The following is a 15395-nucleotide window of genomic DNA, read 5'->3' as shown; positions in this document are numbered from 1 at the left end:
TTTTTTTCGATCACTTTATAGCTAAAAAAGCTTCAATACGGTCCAAAGCCTTTTCCAGGGTTTCCATGGAATAGGCATAAGATATCCTGAAGTACCCCTCGCCAAGGGGAGAGAAGGCATCTCCAGGGACCACTGCCACTTTTTCCTGTTGAACAAGCTTGAGGCAAAAATCAAGGGAAGAAGCATAACCTTCAGGCAGCTTTATAAAGAAGTAAAAGGCACCATTTGGTTTGACTATTTCCAGTTTCATCGCTTGTAAGCGACTGTATACGTATTCCCGTCTCCGTGCATACTCAGTCTTCATGGGGATGGCATCATCTCTGCCTGCCGTCAATGCTGCCAAGGCAGCTCTCTGCGATATGGAGGCGGCACAAGTCACATTGTATTGATGAACCTTCAGGATGTGCTGAGAGATGGCTACAGGCGCAAACAGCAGGCCAATTCTCCACCCGGTCATGGAATGGGACTTGGACAATCCGTTTAGGACGATGGTTTGTTCTTTTAAGAAAGTGGCAATCGAAACATGCTCCTGATCGAATACCAGTTCACTGTATATTTCATCGGCCAGTATAAAGATGTCCTTGCCCCTTACAAGTTCGGCAATGTCCAATAATTCTTCGGCAGATAATGTAACCCCGGTCGGATTCGATGGATAGGGCAGAACGATGCACCGAGTATGATCAGTTATGTACTTTTCAATTATATCAGCAGTCAAACGAAATCCATTTTTTGTTGTATCGGCATAAACAGGTTTTGCACCGCACATCTTAATGATAGGTTCGTATCCCGGATATACTGGACCCGGTAATATTACTTCGTTCCCTGGGATGAGGATCGTTCGAAAGGTAATGTCTATGCCTTCGCTTGCACCTGAGGTCACTAGGACTTCATTCGCCGGATCATAGCTAAGCTTGTATTTATCCTTTACATATTTTGAAGCGGCTTCCCTTAATTCCAGATAGCCGGCATTGTGAGTATAAACGGTATAGTCATTATCGATGGCTAGTTTTGCCGCTTCTTTAATATGCATTGGAGTTGGAAAGTCAGGCTGTCCTATCGTTAAGGAAATGGTGCCTTCGATATCAGCGACCATATTGTAGAATTTACGGATTCCTGATATTTGAACGTCTTTTACTAGAGGGTTTATTAAATGTTCCATCTATGAATATCCTCCCTTTTCTAACTACATGAATTATGTACTATGTTTGACTCATTCATTCTATTTTATCATTTAGTTTGGATGGGGAGAAAACTTTTTGAGATTAATGAATTAAAGGTATAATGTATGATAAGACAATTTTGAGGGTTGATACATATGATAAGGACTTGCGCAATTACTTTTAATCAAGAAGTCAGTTTTGGTTTACCGCTAACGGAAATGAATAATCCGGATATCGAGTGGTACTGGGTGGATTTTTCCAACCCCACAAACAAGGAAATCGAACTTTTATCCAATCATTTTCACTTTCATCCACTGGCAATTGAAGACTGCCTGGATGATTTTAACCAACGCCCCAAAATGGATTTTTATGAGGGCTACCAATTTCTTGTGATTCATGCTCTAAGGGAGAAGGTATTTAAAGCAGTGGAATTGGATATGTTTGTCGGTGAAAAATGGATAGTCAGTTTTCATAAGGAAGATATGCTTGAACTGGAAAAGGTATGGGAAGAAATTGCTGGTAATAAAATGTTGAAGCAAAGTCCCTTTTTCTTGATGCATAGGATAATTGACAGGATCGTCGATGAATTTTTCCCACCTGTTTATAAAATTGAAAGCGAATTGGGTAGCATTGAGGAAAATACTGAAAATGACACGATTAACGAATTGATGGATCAGCTTTTCGATTTACGAACAGATATGTCGAGGCTCCGTCGGACCATATTGCCAATGCGTGATCTATTATACAGAATGATTTCATCAGAGCGTCTGAAATACTTGAAAGATCAGCACCTTTATTTTAATGATGTGTACGATCATCTTCTTAAATTGACTGAAATGCTTGAATCCTATCGAGATTTTTCGTCCGATATCCGTGATAGTTATTTGTCTGTGAACTCTAATAATATGAATTCAACGATGATGACATTGACTGTCATCACTACCATTTTCATGCCGCTGACCTTCATAGTGGGCGTATATGGGATGAATTTTGAATATATGCCGGAATTAAATTGGCATTATGGCTATTTCCTCATTCTTGGAATGATGGGCGGAATTGCCTTGATGATGTTTTTACTCTTTGTTAAAAAAGGTTGGCTCAATCCAAAGAAAAGGTCGCGAAAGAGATGAAAAGAGCCAATTGACCTGTTATTCTAAGTTTAAGTTGAGAAATTGGGGAGTATATTTAGTTTCGCGGCGAGAATATCATTGGAAGGGCTGCAGGGCGTTAATTTGCGACCATCCAATCAGTGTCTGCTTTAACCATGTCAGTTATATCATGAGGGGTTTATATCGAAGAGACAGGCCTTAAGATCGATATGGTGGCTGGAATGGCAGTCGTGAAAAATGAGCTTGGAAAAAGAGGGACTCTGATGGGTCCCTTTTTAGTTTGGCTTTAATAAATAAGCACTTCTTGATTCTTTTTTTATTCTTGCTCTAAACAAAAGAAATGTTTAAACGAATTATTGGGTATGAGTTCATTGATAAAACCATGATATTTTTCCTAGCGGTTAATTGACTTATGGAATTATGAAATGAAAAAGTAGAAGGGTGAGATGAAACAATGGAAGCAAATAAAGGAATATTACTGGAAAGTGGAACGAATGAGCTTGAGATGGTGGAATTCGGTCTCGGAAAGAATAAATTCGGCATTAACGTAATTAAGGTGAAGGAAATCATTAATCCTGTCCCCATCACGCTTGTCCCTCATTCCCATCCAAATGTGGAGGGGATCATTGAGCTTCGCGGAGAAGTCCTGCCAGTTGTGAATGTGGCGGATGCTTTAGGGTTTCCGCCAATCTGAAACTCCTGAGCAGGATAAATTCATAGTGGCTGAATTCAATCAGTAAAAAGTGGTTTTCCATGTCCATACCGTAACACAGATCCACGTATTTCCTGGTCCCAAATCGAAAAGCCTTCGGATATGTATCAAGGCCTTGAAAGTCAGATTATCGGAGTAATAAAATTAAATAGTGAAATGTTACTGTTGCTCGATTTTGAAAAAATAGGGGTCGAAATCAATCCAGAATCAGGAATAAACATCCAACAGGTTAAAAAGCTTGGTATCCGGCAAAATTCAGACAAAAGAATCCTTATTGCAGAAGATTCTCCTTTACTGAGAAAGCTGCTGTTTGATACATTGTCAGAAGCTGGATTCAAGTACTTGGAGTTTTATGAAAATGGACTTGATGCAATTAATTATCTGGAGAATTTAATTGAATCAGGAAAAGTGGTTGGAGATGAAGTGCAGCTGGTGATTACCGATATTGAGATGCCTCAAATGGATGGACATCATTTGACTAGAAGAATAAAGGAGAACGGGGAACTGGCTGGATTGCCGGTGATTATTTTCTCTTCTTTGATTACTGAAAGCCTGCGTCATAAAGGTCAGGTCGTAGGGGCTGACGCTCAAATCAGCAAGCCTGAAATTGCAGAGCTTATAAGTTGATAGACAGATTGGTATTATGAATGTGAAAACGGGCCGATGAGGCGTTACCTCACGGCCCGTTTGGTTTATCAATAATTAATACTTGGAACCTTTTCCTAAAAAGGAGGATGGGAATGGATTGTGAAAAGGTTGTTTGACCGACCCACGGCCGTGAGTCCTTTTCTCGGTGTTGACAGGGTTCGGTTGTTTTTCACCTGCTTGTCCAACGTAAGATTGCAGGATCTGTTTTGCCTTGGATAATGACAACGCGGCTTTAGGGTTCCGTATGGAGGCTGCCCGGCTGCCGAGGTGGGGTAGTTTTTTCAAATCTTCCTTAGTGGGAGGTAAATGAAAAACATATGATCCGCATTCGACAATGACGTCGGATTGTTGTGCTGCAAAGCGAGGGTTATCAGAGAAATGAAGTCCAATCTTCTTCGCTTTTCCTTCTTGCATAAGCTTGCTTAATGCGAGCCGTTTTAAATTATATAAATTCTTGGGCTCCAATGCAGTCTTTGCGTGTTTATTGACAATAAACACGGCTTGGGCAAGGGAGTTTATCGAAAACTCATCCCTTTCAGAATGTCCTTTCGTTTGGTTCATTATGGAAACTCCTTTTCTTAATAAGGTTAGAAGGACGTTACAAACAGACTTCCTTCAGTAAAAACCTGTTTTTATATATTGGTTTAAATAGAGACGTGTGTGCAACCAGGCAGAAAATAGTGAAAAAATAATGCATGTACATCTCTAGGGTATGACCATCATTTCCCAACACTTTACCATCTATTCATTTTCATATTATACCACTTCAAAATATATAGGGAAGTAAAATTCAATCCGACGCCTTTTGGTCAAAGAAAAAGAAGGCGTTTATGTCGCCTTCTGTCCAACTTTTATTGAGTGTATATATTGATATTTTCAGATACCCCGGCCTGTGCGCCGAATTGTTGCTGCTGGTAACCCTGAAAGCCTTGATAATCAGGGTACGCAGGATAAGCGGGGTAAGGAGGGTAAGCAGGATATGGAGGAGGATATGGAGGATAGACAGGTGGACGGTTATTGAATAGCAACGGTCCAATTGCCAATCCTGCAACAAAAGCTACAGGTGCCAATAGCGGAAAGAAAGGAAAGAAGCGCTCGTCATTCCAATATTCAGGTCCATATTCATTCCCATATGCATTTCTGTAATCGTTTTGTAGCATTATGGTCTGCGGATAATGGTAGTAAGGAAAATACTGTGTTTGCATAATTAGCCTCCTTTTCTCAAATTCTTTACATAGTATGGATTTTTTTAAGAAAAGAGCCTGTTTCATCTTAATCTGTTATAATGAATCTACTTATGAGAAAAATTTGGGGGGACCTTAATGGATCGGTTTAAAAGCATTTTTGCAGTCGGTTTTGGAGGAGCGGCTGGAGCGATATTGCGTTATTGCGTAATATTGACTGCTGCTGGCCATTCCTTCTTTCCGTTTGGAACCCTCTTAATAAATATAGTAGGCAGCTTTTTACTTGGAATGATCAATGGCTATTTCGCCTCGGAAAAGAAATCACTTGTTTTTTTAGCGCTGGGCAGCGGGTTTTGCGGCGGTTTCACCACGATGTCCACATTTTCCCAAGAAGTGGTGAATCTACTGCAGACTTCTCTGCCATTGGCGGGAGTATATCTTGGTGCCACGCTTTTTTTTGGTTTGGTCGCTGGTTTCCTCGGACTGGGCCTTTTTAATAGACAGAGAGGTGAGTCCCTTTGATTGAGGCTCTTTCAGTTTTTATAGGAGGCTTTTTTGGAGCGGCCTCTAGATATGTCTTGCAGATTATTTTTAATAGGCTATTGCCAGCCGTCTCGATACCCATTAGCATTTTACTGATTAACCTTATAGGTTCCTTTGGGCTGGGAATGGCGTTGCCACAGAAAGAAAGCTGGGCTTTATCTTTGCAGGTTTTTCTGACAATAGGTTTCCTGGGTGCTTTTACGACCTTTTCAACATTCAGTATGGAAACACTTGAACTTATTAGAAAACACCGTTATATAGATAGCCTTATCTATATAACGGTGTCTGTTTTTGGGTGTATCGGCACTTTCCTGTGTGGCTATTTAAGTATGGTATAACCTTTAAGGCAACTACCATTGGTAATGGTAAAAAAACCTGGTTTTCTCAGATATACTTCTAATGCTATAATTCATAGGAGTCCATTACACATGATTTATGGCAACAAGTTGTTTTATTCGCACAGGTTTTGTTAAAAAGTCTGGCGGCTTTCCCCTGTATTCTTTTCCTATCATTTTTCGGCTTGGAATTCGTAAACGGTCAACTCCGGACGTGAAAGAAAGCGATATGGGAGACGGGTAGTGCCAAGCCCTCTATTGACATGTAACGTTAATGAATCGATTTCATACGTCCCTTCCCGGTACTTTTCAGCGTATGGGGGAGTTACAAGGGCACCGGCAAAGGGGATTTGTACTTGACCTCCATGACTGTGACCGCTTATTTGATACTGGATGTCGTAAGTCCTTGATGTGTCGGCCAGGTCAGGGGCATGCGAAAGCATAATGGTGAACACTTCTTCCGGGATGCCAGAAAGTGCTTTTTCAAAATCAGGTTTTCCAAGCATGGCATCATCAACCCCGGCAATGACTATTTCTTCAGCCGTTAATAAGGTAATCTTAGTCGAGGTATTTTGCAACATGGTAAAATGGGATTTTTCCATGATATCGCTGTAAATTTCTGAGCCATATCCCCCATGATCATGGTTACCGTAGATGCTGAATTTTCCAAGTGGGGCTTTAAGCTGATTCAAAACGAGAGGGATTTTCTGGTGAGCCTTGTATTTATTAGGCTGGTCCATTAAATCTCCGGTAAATAAAATAACATCAGGGTCCAATTGGTTTATTTTATTGACAATTGCATGTAAATCTTTAAGCTGAAATTGAAAGCCTAAATGCGTATCACTGAATTGGACCATTTTCATGCCATGAAAACCTTTTGGGATAAGCGGGTGGCTGATGATTTTATGCTTGATTTCTAACCATTTCGGCTCCAAATTATGGGCATAATAGCTTCCTCCAATACCTAAACCGGTTAAGGTAGCCAATGTACCAAGACTTTTCTTTAAGAATGTTCTTCTGGATATGGGTTTATTCAAATTAATCAACCTATCTAATATAAAAATGTTACTTCCTCATACTAACAAACAATATACATAAAATGAAGAAAATATCTTCTATAAGCATATGAAAAACATGTAAACTGGGGTTTAATGAAACCGTATCCGGTTTGAAATTGAACATCTATACGGAGGTAACATGATGACCGAACCAATGTTTATTACACTGATTATACTTCTATGCGCGATTGCGCTTTTTATACAAGGGAAATTTCGAGCAGATTTAATTGCACTTAGTGCACTATCCATACTGGGTTTACTGGGGATTCTTACATTGGATGAACTAGTGGCCGGGTTTGCGAATCAAGTGGTCATCATGCTGGCTGGGCTATTTATAGTCGGTGCCGGCCTGTTAAATACAGGAATCGTGGAAAAGGCAGGAAATAAGTTGTTGGGTTTATGTGGGGGCAGTGAATGGAAATCGCTGCTTATCGTCATGTTGACAGCAGGAATATTAAGTGCATTTTTAAGCGGAACTGGAATTGTTTCCATACTGCTTCCGCTCGTCATGAGCATGGCCTTACAACAAAAAACAAGTCCGACAAGGTATTTATTGCCCCTTGCCTATGCAAGCAGTATTGGAGGGCTATTAACACTTACAGGTACTCCCTCCAATATGATCGTCGCTGATGTATTACGGCAAAACGGAATAGGGAATTTATCATTTTTTGACTTTACACCTGTGGGCTTAATCGCCTTTGCAGCAGGGTTATTCTTCATGTTGACACTCGGACGCCTGTTGCTTCCCGAGAAGACCATTGCCGCGAACAATAGTGTAAAGGGACTGTCGGCAGGGGAGCTTGCCGGCATGTACAAAGTATATGACCGATTGCATTATCTGCATATACCCGCTACTTCCGATATTGTTGGAGAAAGGCTGTCGGATCTCCAGCTTCCTATTCAGTATGAATTGACTTTGATTGAAATCCAGCGGAAGCCAAAGGATAAGCAATTGCCGCTGTTGCAAAGACAGTTGACGATTTCAGCCAGGGCGGATGAGGTTCTTCATCCTGAAGATATCATTTTGGTGTTTGGAGAAGAAGAAGCAGTTGAGAGATTGGCACTTAACTATGAACTGGAGTTTAAACATTTCAATACCGAACAAATAAAGAAACATTTTCTTAGCAGTAGATTTGGATTGACAGAAATATTAATCGTCCCAAACTCGGATTATGAAAATCAAACCTTGATAGATGTGCATTTTCGTGAGAAATACCAATGTAATGTGCTGGCAATCAATCGGAATGGCGAATATATTCAAGCGGATGTCGGAACGGAACGCCTGAAACCGGGGGATGCAATCCTGATACATGGAGAATGGGAGAACATTGAGCGGATTTCCTCGGATTTACAGGATGTCATCGTTATTGGAAGTACGTCGGAAGATGGCTCTCCGGTAAACTCCAAGGGCAAAGCATGGATTGCCTTGGGGATCACTGCTTTGATGGTCATTCTTTTATCGATGGAGTCCGTTCCTGCGGTACTATCGGTTTTGACGGCTGCATTGCTGATGGTGATCACTGGCTGTGTCCGATCGATGGAGGATGCTTACCAAAAGATTAACTGGGAACCTGTTCTATTGATTGCCGCCATGTTCGGAATAACGGCTGCATTGGATAATACCGGTGGAGTGAGAATGATAAGTGATTGGCTGGCCGTTTTATTCAGTAATATCGGGGCACACGGCATATTAGCGGTCTTTTACCTCCTGACACTGATCCTGAGCCAATTCATCCCGTATGGGGCCGCGACGGTAATCATGACGCCCATTGCCCTGACATCTGCGGTGAATCAAGGAATCGATCCTCTTCCTGTGTTTCTATGCCTTGCCGTTGCTGGCAGTTTGGCGTTATCCACTCCAAGGGTGGCCACTACCAACGCGCTTGTCATGACGGCGGGTGATTACAAGCATAAAGATTTTATCATGATCGGGATATCCATACAGATTTTCATTGGCGTTATCATGGTGATCACGATACCATGGTTCTTCCCTTTTTGATAAGACATAAGGCATTGTTCCATTTATGGACAATGCCTTTTCATTGTATTTCTTTTCAATTGGATAGGGTGAATGGGGGATTTTAATGTTCTGAAAAAAGAGTTAGCAGTAGGAATTAAAATTATTTATTATCAATGACAGAAACTAATGGTATAATTTTGGCATATTGGTGTTTTCGTAATTAGGGGGAAGATGCATCATGGATACAGAAAAGATATTAAAGAACTTAGACAGGGTGACACCATTCTTTCAACCGATTTTCAGTGCAGATCAACATCAGGTAATCGGGTATGAAATTTTAGGGCGCTATGAGGAACAATCTGAATATAAAAGCCTTGGCCCTTTTTTTCACGATTCTGCAGTGCCGGAAGAGTATAGGGTGGAAGTGGATAATTATGTACTTGAAATTGCCTTGGAGAGAATAAAAGACTATGGTGAAGATTTTCTTATCTTTATCAACAGAGATCCTAATTTGCTTATGCTGGATCATGGCGAAGAATTCATGGAGATTTTACATCGTCATTTTCAACCGGAGGAAATGCACCGGATTGTGCTGGAATTATCAGACACGATCAGTCCGGAAAACTTAGATCCTTTGCAGCATGTGCTTGCTTACTTTAAAACATATGGGATAAAGATAGCTTTAGATCATTTAGGACAAGATACGCAATTGGACCGGATCGCACAGATTTCTCCGAATATTTTAAAAGTTAACCTGGACCAGCTTCGCATTTCAGGGGGAGATGCCTATCAGGTCATCCTGTTTTCTCTAAGCATGCTTGCACGAAAAATCGGCGCCAATTTACTATTTGAGAACATTGAGTCCGAATACCAGCTTCGCTTTGCATGGAAGAATGGGGGACGATATTATCAAGGGTATTTTTTGGCGAAACCGGAAGGCGAATTCATTAATAAAGATTTACTTCGTGAAAAATTCCATCAAGAATGTCAGTCCTTCATTTCTTTAGAGACCAAGAAGCTTGAAGCCGTTTATCAAAAGACTTTGCAATTCAACGAGAATATGCAAAACTTCTTAAAACAGCAAAAGCGGGCCAGCTCCCATGAAGAGTTTCTCGGAGTTTTGGCGAAAAAATTGGATTCCATATGTTTTAGGCTTTATATTTGTGATGAAGAGGGGTATCAAAAATCTCCCAATATCCTCCATAAGGACGGGCAATGGTTAGTCCAACCCAGTTATATGAATAAAAATTGGAGCTGGAGACCTTATTTCCTCGAAAATATCGTAAAGATGCGTAACGAGAAAAAAGGAAGACTATCCGATTTATACAGTGATATCGAAACGGGAGAAACCATTCGGACCTTTTCATATCCACTGAATAATAAGGAATACATTTTCTGTGATCTTTCTTATAGTTATTTATATGAAAATGAAGCACTATTATAAAAAACGATTCATGAATATAATCGCTTTAGATGTGTAACGATAAGCAGAAATGATGCGCTTGGAGGAGACATATTTTGAGCACGTACATCTGGATTCTAATCATAATCGTTACAATCATGGCGTTATATCTGCTCTTTTATACTTATTCTGTAGCAAGGGCACAGAAAGTGAAAGCCAGATATGATTCGACTGTCGATGATTCAGTTAAAGAACATCCTTATTTAAAGAACCCGATATTCGTTTCTCTTTTTGTTGGGACGATTTTGGTTGTCGGTTTTATTTTTTACTATGCTTTTCGATAATTGTGAGAAGGAGATTTCAATATCATGAAATCTTCTTTTTTATTGTGAAGAATGGGCACTGTTATCAAAGTCTCACGGAGAATGTGATTTTGTAGTTTGGCTTTGATCTGGACGGGTATTGAATGACATAGGCAACAATCCGAATCATTAGGAGAAATTCTATAACTAGGAGATGATTGTAATGAGTAAATATTTAGTTGCATGTCTTGCCAGTGTCCTTCTATTTTTAAGTGGAGGGTTCACTGCTTCAGCGGAGGGCTTACATAGAGAGGAAGTACTATCTTTAGTACAAGATGCCATGAAGAATCAAGCTTCGATTAGTGAGGAAGTAAGTACTAAGGAAGCGATTGAAGCGAAGTTGGATAAACATTTCACAGGTGATTTCATCGAGAAGTTTGTCCAGGAGAATGTAGTGAAAGTAGATGGCGGTTATACCGCATTTGGATCAGATTTCGCTCCATATTATATCCCTTTTTTCAGTTACGACAAGAATACGGAAATTGCATATGGGAAAAACGGTGATTTCATATATGTTCAGGAGGAATTCCAGTACACAGGGGACGGACCTGCATCGATGGAAAAACATGTTGAATCAGTTACTTTGAAAAAGGAAAATGACGTTTGGAAGGTAATGGACGTAAAGTATGAAAGTGAAAAAATGAAATAAGGAATTTTAAAGGAAAGTCCTTCAAAGTTGAAAAGTATGGAGGCTGAAATGAAAAAGTCCAGAGAAGGTCACAGCCTTCTCTGGACTTTTTGTTATATATTCAGTTCTCTCTTTATTTCGTCCAATTCAAAACCAATAATGGCTTTCCCGTCGATGACGACCGTTGGTGTGGAATAGGCGCCATATTTATTAGTTAGTTCTTTACGTGCATGCCCATCTGCTTTAATATCTTTTTCTTTATATACGACATTATTATCATCAAAGAACATTTTCATGATTTTGCAGGGAGGGCAATCAGGTTGGGTATAGAGCGTAACGTCTTTCATTTCATTCCTCCATGTATGCTTTAAGTAAGGTTTACTTTTTCATTATAGAGAATGCCAAGACATTTGAATAGGGATAAAACTTAAGGATCCTTTTACCGGTCTTTTTCCTGTTTTACCAGATAGTCTATCAATCCCATGGAACAAACGTTCAGGTCCATGGCAATGATATCAAAAACAGGATGATCAGCGGTGATTCCTTTTTCGCCTAAATGAACAGCGACTTCCGTGAAAATATTCTTACTGGTCGCTGCCACTTGTTCCTTAAAGCTAGCATATTCCCTATATGCCGATTTGGCAGTCTCCACAAATTTAGGCAGCCAGTAATGAAGTTGTTTATATACTTCCTTAGGATTTTCCGATACCCCGTAATGGCCAAAATATATACGTTCGACGCCGATGCTTTCATACAATTTCGCTGCAGCAAGCATCGCATCGGGATTAAATTGGTTTGGCGATGTGGACGGTAAGTAAAATTCCAAACCCTCTTCATCGAGTTCACGATAATAGATGCCTACTGTGTCACCTGAAAACATCCCTTTTGAAACCGAATCGTAAATGCTTAAATGATGGTTTGCGTGTCCTGGTGTGTCATAAAAGGTCAATTTGGAATTTTCACTTGTTTTTAGGGTTTCCCTATCAAGTTTAGTCAGCATTCTTTCTGATGGAATAGGTAATATCGGATCGAAAAGCTTGTTGAATTCTTCACCATAGACTGCTTTAGCCCCAGCGATCAAACGTGTTGGATCTTCCAGATGCCGTGCACCTTTTGGGTGAACGATCACTTTGGCATTCGGACAATGCTGTAAAAAAAGTCCAGCTCCACCTGCATGGTCCAAATGAATATGGGTAAGAATGATATATGTAATATCTTCGAGGGCGATTCCCAAATGTTCGAGCCCCTTCATTAAGTGGGGGATGGAGGGGCTGGCGGAAGTTTCGACTAAGGTGATGTCTTCATCGGCAATTACATATGTTCCTGTACGATTTCTTCTATCCAAATCAAAACCATCAATCAATGAAATGCGATAACCAAGCTCACTAATGTTTTGCAACAGAATCTACCCCCAGAAAATTTTTCATGTACAAAATCCATTCCTTATTTTATTCTGTTAATAGTGCCATGTAAAGAATGAAGTTTTAAATTATTCTGAATTTATTTCAGCGTGGCTACTGGATAGAAAAGTATGGTATAGTGAAACCTATCGAAAAGGTTTTATTCAGAAAGGAGAGGGAGTATGTCTCAATTACAGGGCATCCTTACCAGATTGAAAAGTCTTCAAGAGCAAGCGAAGGAATCTGAATCTGCTCAACGTTTTTTTGAAATAGATGGTGTGAAAAAGTGCCAGGTTACATATTTCAGCAAAACAGAAATGTTCGAGCTTGAAGTATACAGTGATAAAGGGAAATCATCAAAATATCAATTCGATAATATTGATATGATTACCATTGAAATCTTTGATCTTCTTCAATCTTAAAAAAAACACAAAAAGCCGCCTTCCTTAGGAAGCGGCTTTTTTATTGTGAATGAAGCCGTTCAATTTTTACTTGAATGAAGTAGTGATTTTTACGACATCTTAATAATTGGAGGGATGTAAATGAAAAATCTAATGGTAATATGCCCGGCATGCGGTGAGGAAAGGGAAATGGAAAATGTATTAACGGCACAATCCAACCAAAATGTGATTTATCAATGCCCGGAATGCGGTTTTAAACAGGTTAACATTAAAACTAGTAAGGGCTAAGGGTCTCTTGCGAATCCCACCGTTTGGGATTTTATTGGTCTAGGAATGAGCCTTTTCTGCTTACATATGTTAAACTATAGAAAGAGCTGTATATAAAAACATATGGTAAGGGGTTTTAACATGATCGGTACTCATGATGGGGATTTATTGGAATCCAGCGTTAAAGACTTAATGATTTCTTCCGAACGCGTGGCCCACGTGCAGGTAACCAATAATTTAGAACATGCACTATTGGTATTAACAAAGAGCGGTTATACGGCCATTCCTGTGTTAGATCCGATGTATAAACTGCATGGTTTAATTAGCACACCAGTCATTCTTGATTCAATCTTGGGACTGGAACGAATTGAATTTGATAATCTTGAGAATAAAATAGTTTCCGAAATAATGAATATAGAAATACCTCGCCTGCATATTGAAGATACATTGACCAAGGGTGTGGAATTGTTGATTGACCATCCGTTTGTCTGTGTAGAGAATGACGAACATGTATTTGAAGGTATCTTAACGAGAAGGGCAATCTTGAAAAAAGTATTTAAACAAAATACACCTGATAAATAAGAAATGCTTAGAATGAATTTAACCTCAAGACTCGCCAGTTGGCGAGTTTTCTTGTTTTTTACATATTTGATCCAGCTAGTAGTAAAGTCTATAAACAGTTAGAGGGTCTATTAGGAGAGGATGCGAAAATTGGGCCAAGCAGTGGATGGAGCAAAAGTGCAGAATAAAAAATTAAAACGTCCCTTCATATTGGCTGCCATCATGTTGGCTATGTTTATGAATGCTATTGAAGGAACGATCGTTTCGACGGCAATGCCAGCCATTGTTAGTGATTTAGGTGGTTTTTCACTTTACAGCTGGGTGTTTTCAGGTTATTTGTTAATGAACGCCGTAACGGTCTTGATATATGGAAAGTTATCGGATATTCTCGGGAGAAAACCTGTCTTATTATTTGGAATCATTGTTTTTTTAATTGGCTCCCTTCTTTGCGGTTTTGCCAATTCTATGACGGAACTCATCATTTATCGCTTTGTACAAGGTTTTGGGGCGGGGGCTGTAGCTCCTGTAGCTTCGACGATTGTGGGTGATATCTATAAAAATGAAGAGAGGGCACGCGTTCAAGGGTATCTATCGAGCGTTTGGGGAATTTCAGCGGTCATGGGGCCAGCTTTGGGCGGCTTGCTCGTTGAATCCCTAACTTGGAAGCTTGTCTTCTGGGTTAATGTTCCTTTAGGCTTGCTATCTTTTATTGGCATTTGGTTTTTCCTTCATGAAAATATCGAAAAGAAAAAACGTGATATCGATTACCTAGGTGCAACGCTATTGACATTATCCATATCCACTCTCATGGTGATACTCGTAGAAGGAGGAGTGAAATGGTCATGGGCTTCAGCTCCGGTCATATCCTTGGCATTAGTGGCCATCATCACCTTTATCTTATTCATCCTTCAGGAAAAGAAAGCAGCCGAACCGATGATGCCATTTGAAATCTGGCAGGAGCGTTCCATTCTGATTGCGAATCTTGTATCCCTGACGACAGGGGTCATGATGATTGGATTATCAAGTTTCCTCCCCACATTCGTTCAGGGCGTGATGGAGCGCTCGCCTACGGTAGCTGGTTTTACATTGACAGCCATGTCAATTGGCTGGCCGATCGCGTCAATGGTCTCAGGCAGGTTATTGATGAAAATAGGATTCAAATCAACCTCCCTCCTTGGAGGGTGTTCATTGATCCTTGGGAGTTTGATCCTAGTATGTATGAAGCCGGAAGCTGGGCCCCTTATTGCTGCCATGGGATCCTTTTTTGTCGGTGTAGGCATGGGTTTGACTTCTACCTCATTCATTGTCGTCATTCAAAAAACCGTCAGCTGGGAACGAAGGGGTATTGCGACAGCTTCCAATATGTTCATGCGTAATTTAGGAAATACTGTAGGCGCTGCATTACTTGGGGGAATCATGAATATGAGACTTCAAGCCTATTTGAACGAGCATGCGCCAGCCGGCTCAGGAGTGACGATAGATACGGCAAATGAACTGTTGAACAGTGAAGAACGCATGTCTCTTCCTGAAAATGTGGTAAAGGTTTTACAGGAAGGACTTACATTGTCTTTACAGACGATTTATCTCATCGTTCTAGTATTCTCTGTAATCAGCTTCCTGTTACTTACGAGACTAAGAAAGAATAAGAAGGCATAGGAAAAAAAG

The 15395-nt window shown here is 40.2% G+C and carries 17 protein-coding genes and 1 pseudogene; 12 read left to right on the top strand and 6 right to left on the bottom strand.

The features are described 5' to 3' along the window. Positions 1-10 precede the first annotated feature (10 nt). Positions 11-1159, bottom strand: a complete 1149-nt coding sequence (locus QFZ73_RS03895) for an aminotransferase A (protein WP_307263188.1) — start codon at positions 1157-1159, stop codon at positions 11-13. 156 nt (positions 1160-1315) lie between these two features. Between QFZ73_RS03895 and corA the strand changes: the two genes are divergently transcribed. After that, positions 1316-2290, top strand: coding sequence for a magnesium/cobalt transporter CorA (gene corA / locus QFZ73_RS03890; protein ID WP_307263186.1), 975 nt, complete (start codon positions 1316-1318; stop codon positions 2288-2290). A gap of 433 nt (positions 2291-2723) precedes the next feature. Next, positions 2724-3628, top strand: a pseudogene (locus tag QFZ73_RS03885) (chemotaxis protein). Positions 3629-3683: 55 nt separating this feature from the next. On the opposite strand, the gene QFZ73_RS03880 reads toward QFZ73_RS03885, so the two are convergent. Further along, entirely contained in the window at positions 3684-4190 is a 507-nt protein-coding gene (locus QFZ73_RS03880; RefSeq protein WP_251427533.1) for a YkyB family protein, read from the bottom strand. A gap of 290 nt (positions 4191-4480) precedes the next feature. Continuing rightward, positions 4481-4789 (bottom strand): hypothetical protein, encoded by a 309-nt coding sequence (locus QFZ73_RS03875; protein WP_373458989.1) that lies wholly within the window; start codon positions 4787-4789, stop codon positions 4481-4483. Positions 4790-4951: 162 nt separating this feature from the next. Between QFZ73_RS03875 and QFZ73_RS03870 the strand changes: the two genes are divergently transcribed. Further along, entirely contained in the window at positions 4952-5335 is a 384-nt protein-coding gene (locus tag QFZ73_RS03870) for a fluoride efflux transporter FluC (protein WP_307263180.1), read from the top strand. Continuing rightward, positions 5332-5694, top strand: coding sequence for a fluoride efflux transporter CrcB (gene crcB, locus QFZ73_RS03865; protein ID WP_251427542.1), 363 nt, complete (start codon positions 5332-5334; stop codon positions 5692-5694). The genes QFZ73_RS03870 and crcB overlap by 4 nt, the downstream gene beginning before the upstream one ends. 170 nt (positions 5695-5864) lie before the next feature. Here the strand turns inward: crcB and QFZ73_RS03860 are convergent, their stop codons facing one another. After that, positions 5865-6728 carry a metallophosphoesterase gene (locus tag QFZ73_RS03860; RefSeq protein WP_307263172.1) on the bottom strand — a complete coding sequence of 288 codons (864 nt, stop codon included), beginning with the start codon at positions 6726-6728 and terminating at the stop codon, positions 5865-5867. Positions 6729-6891: 163 nt separating this feature from the next. On the opposite strand from QFZ73_RS03860, the gene QFZ73_RS03855 reads away from it, so the two are divergent. The 4 genes from QFZ73_RS03855 to QFZ73_RS03840 all read left to right on the top strand — a co-directional run bounded on the left by QFZ73_RS03855 (position 6892) and on the right by QFZ73_RS03840 (position 11122). Next, on the top strand, positions 6892-8748 hold the full coding sequence (locus QFZ73_RS03855) for an SLC13 family permease (RefSeq protein ID WP_251427548.1): 1857 nt from the start codon (positions 6892-6894) through the stop codon (positions 8746-8748). Positions 8749-8947: 199 nt separating this feature from the next. Further along, the gene (locus tag QFZ73_RS03850; protein ID WP_063232006.1) at positions 8948-10153 is read left to right on the top strand and encodes an EAL domain-containing protein; all 1206 of its coding nucleotides are present in this window, start codon (positions 8948-8950) and stop codon (positions 10151-10153) included. Between the two features lie 74 nt (positions 10154-10227). Next, on the top strand, positions 10228-10455 hold the full coding sequence (locus tag QFZ73_RS03845) for a hypothetical protein (RefSeq protein WP_251427551.1): 228 nt from the start codon (positions 10228-10230) through the stop codon (positions 10453-10455). Between the two features lie 181 nt (positions 10456-10636). Then, the gene (locus QFZ73_RS03840) at positions 10637-11122 is read left to right on the top strand and encodes a DUF3993 domain-containing protein (protein WP_307263163.1); all 486 of its coding nucleotides are present in this window, start codon (positions 10637-10639) and stop codon (positions 11120-11122) included. 92 nt (positions 11123-11214) lie between these two features. Here QFZ73_RS03840 and QFZ73_RS03835 read toward each other — a convergent pair whose 3' ends face one another. Both QFZ73_RS03835 and QFZ73_RS03830 read right to left on the bottom strand, forming a co-directional pair. After that, entirely contained in the window at positions 11215-11448 is a 234-nt protein-coding gene (locus tag QFZ73_RS03835) for a glutaredoxin family protein (protein WP_251427557.1), read from the bottom strand. 92 nt (positions 11449-11540) lie between these two features. Then, on the bottom strand, positions 11541-12500 hold the full coding sequence (locus QFZ73_RS03830; protein WP_307263160.1) for an MBL fold metallo-hydrolase: 960 nt from the start codon (positions 12498-12500) through the stop codon (positions 11541-11543). A gap of 183 nt (positions 12501-12683) precedes the next feature. Here QFZ73_RS03830 and QFZ73_RS03825 point away from each other — a divergent pair, with 183 nt between their 5' ends. From QFZ73_RS03825 to QFZ73_RS03810, 4 genes are all read left to right on the top strand, one after another. After that, a complete protein-coding gene (locus QFZ73_RS03825) occupies positions 12684-12923 on the top strand; it encodes a YkuJ family protein (RefSeq protein ID WP_034314086.1) in 240 nt (79 codons plus the stop codon). Positions 12924-13043: 120 nt separating this feature from the next. Further along, positions 13044-13190 carry a hypothetical protein gene (locus QFZ73_RS03820; protein ID WP_307263156.1) on the top strand — a complete coding sequence of 49 codons (147 nt, stop codon included), beginning with the start codon at positions 13044-13046 and terminating at the stop codon, positions 13188-13190. 120 nt (positions 13191-13310) lie between these two features. Beyond that, positions 13311-13751, top strand: a complete 441-nt coding sequence (cbpB, locus tag QFZ73_RS03815; RefSeq protein ID WP_251427563.1) for a cyclic-di-AMP-binding protein CbpB — start codon at positions 13311-13313, stop codon at positions 13749-13751. A gap of 129 nt (positions 13752-13880) precedes the next feature. Beyond that, on the top strand, positions 13881-15386 hold the full coding sequence (locus tag QFZ73_RS03810; protein WP_307263152.1) for an MDR family MFS transporter: 1506 nt from the start codon (positions 13881-13883) through the stop codon (positions 15384-15386). The last annotated feature ends 9 nt before the right edge of the window (positions 15387-15395 follow it).

This window comes from Peribacillus sp. V2I11 (assembly GCF_030817135.1).
Lineage (GTDB): Bacteria > Bacillota > Bacilli > Bacillales > DSM-1321 > Peribacillus > Peribacillus simplex.
The sequence above is the reverse complement of the archived record's forward strand: the minus strand, read 5'-3'. Positions and strand labels throughout refer to the sequence as shown.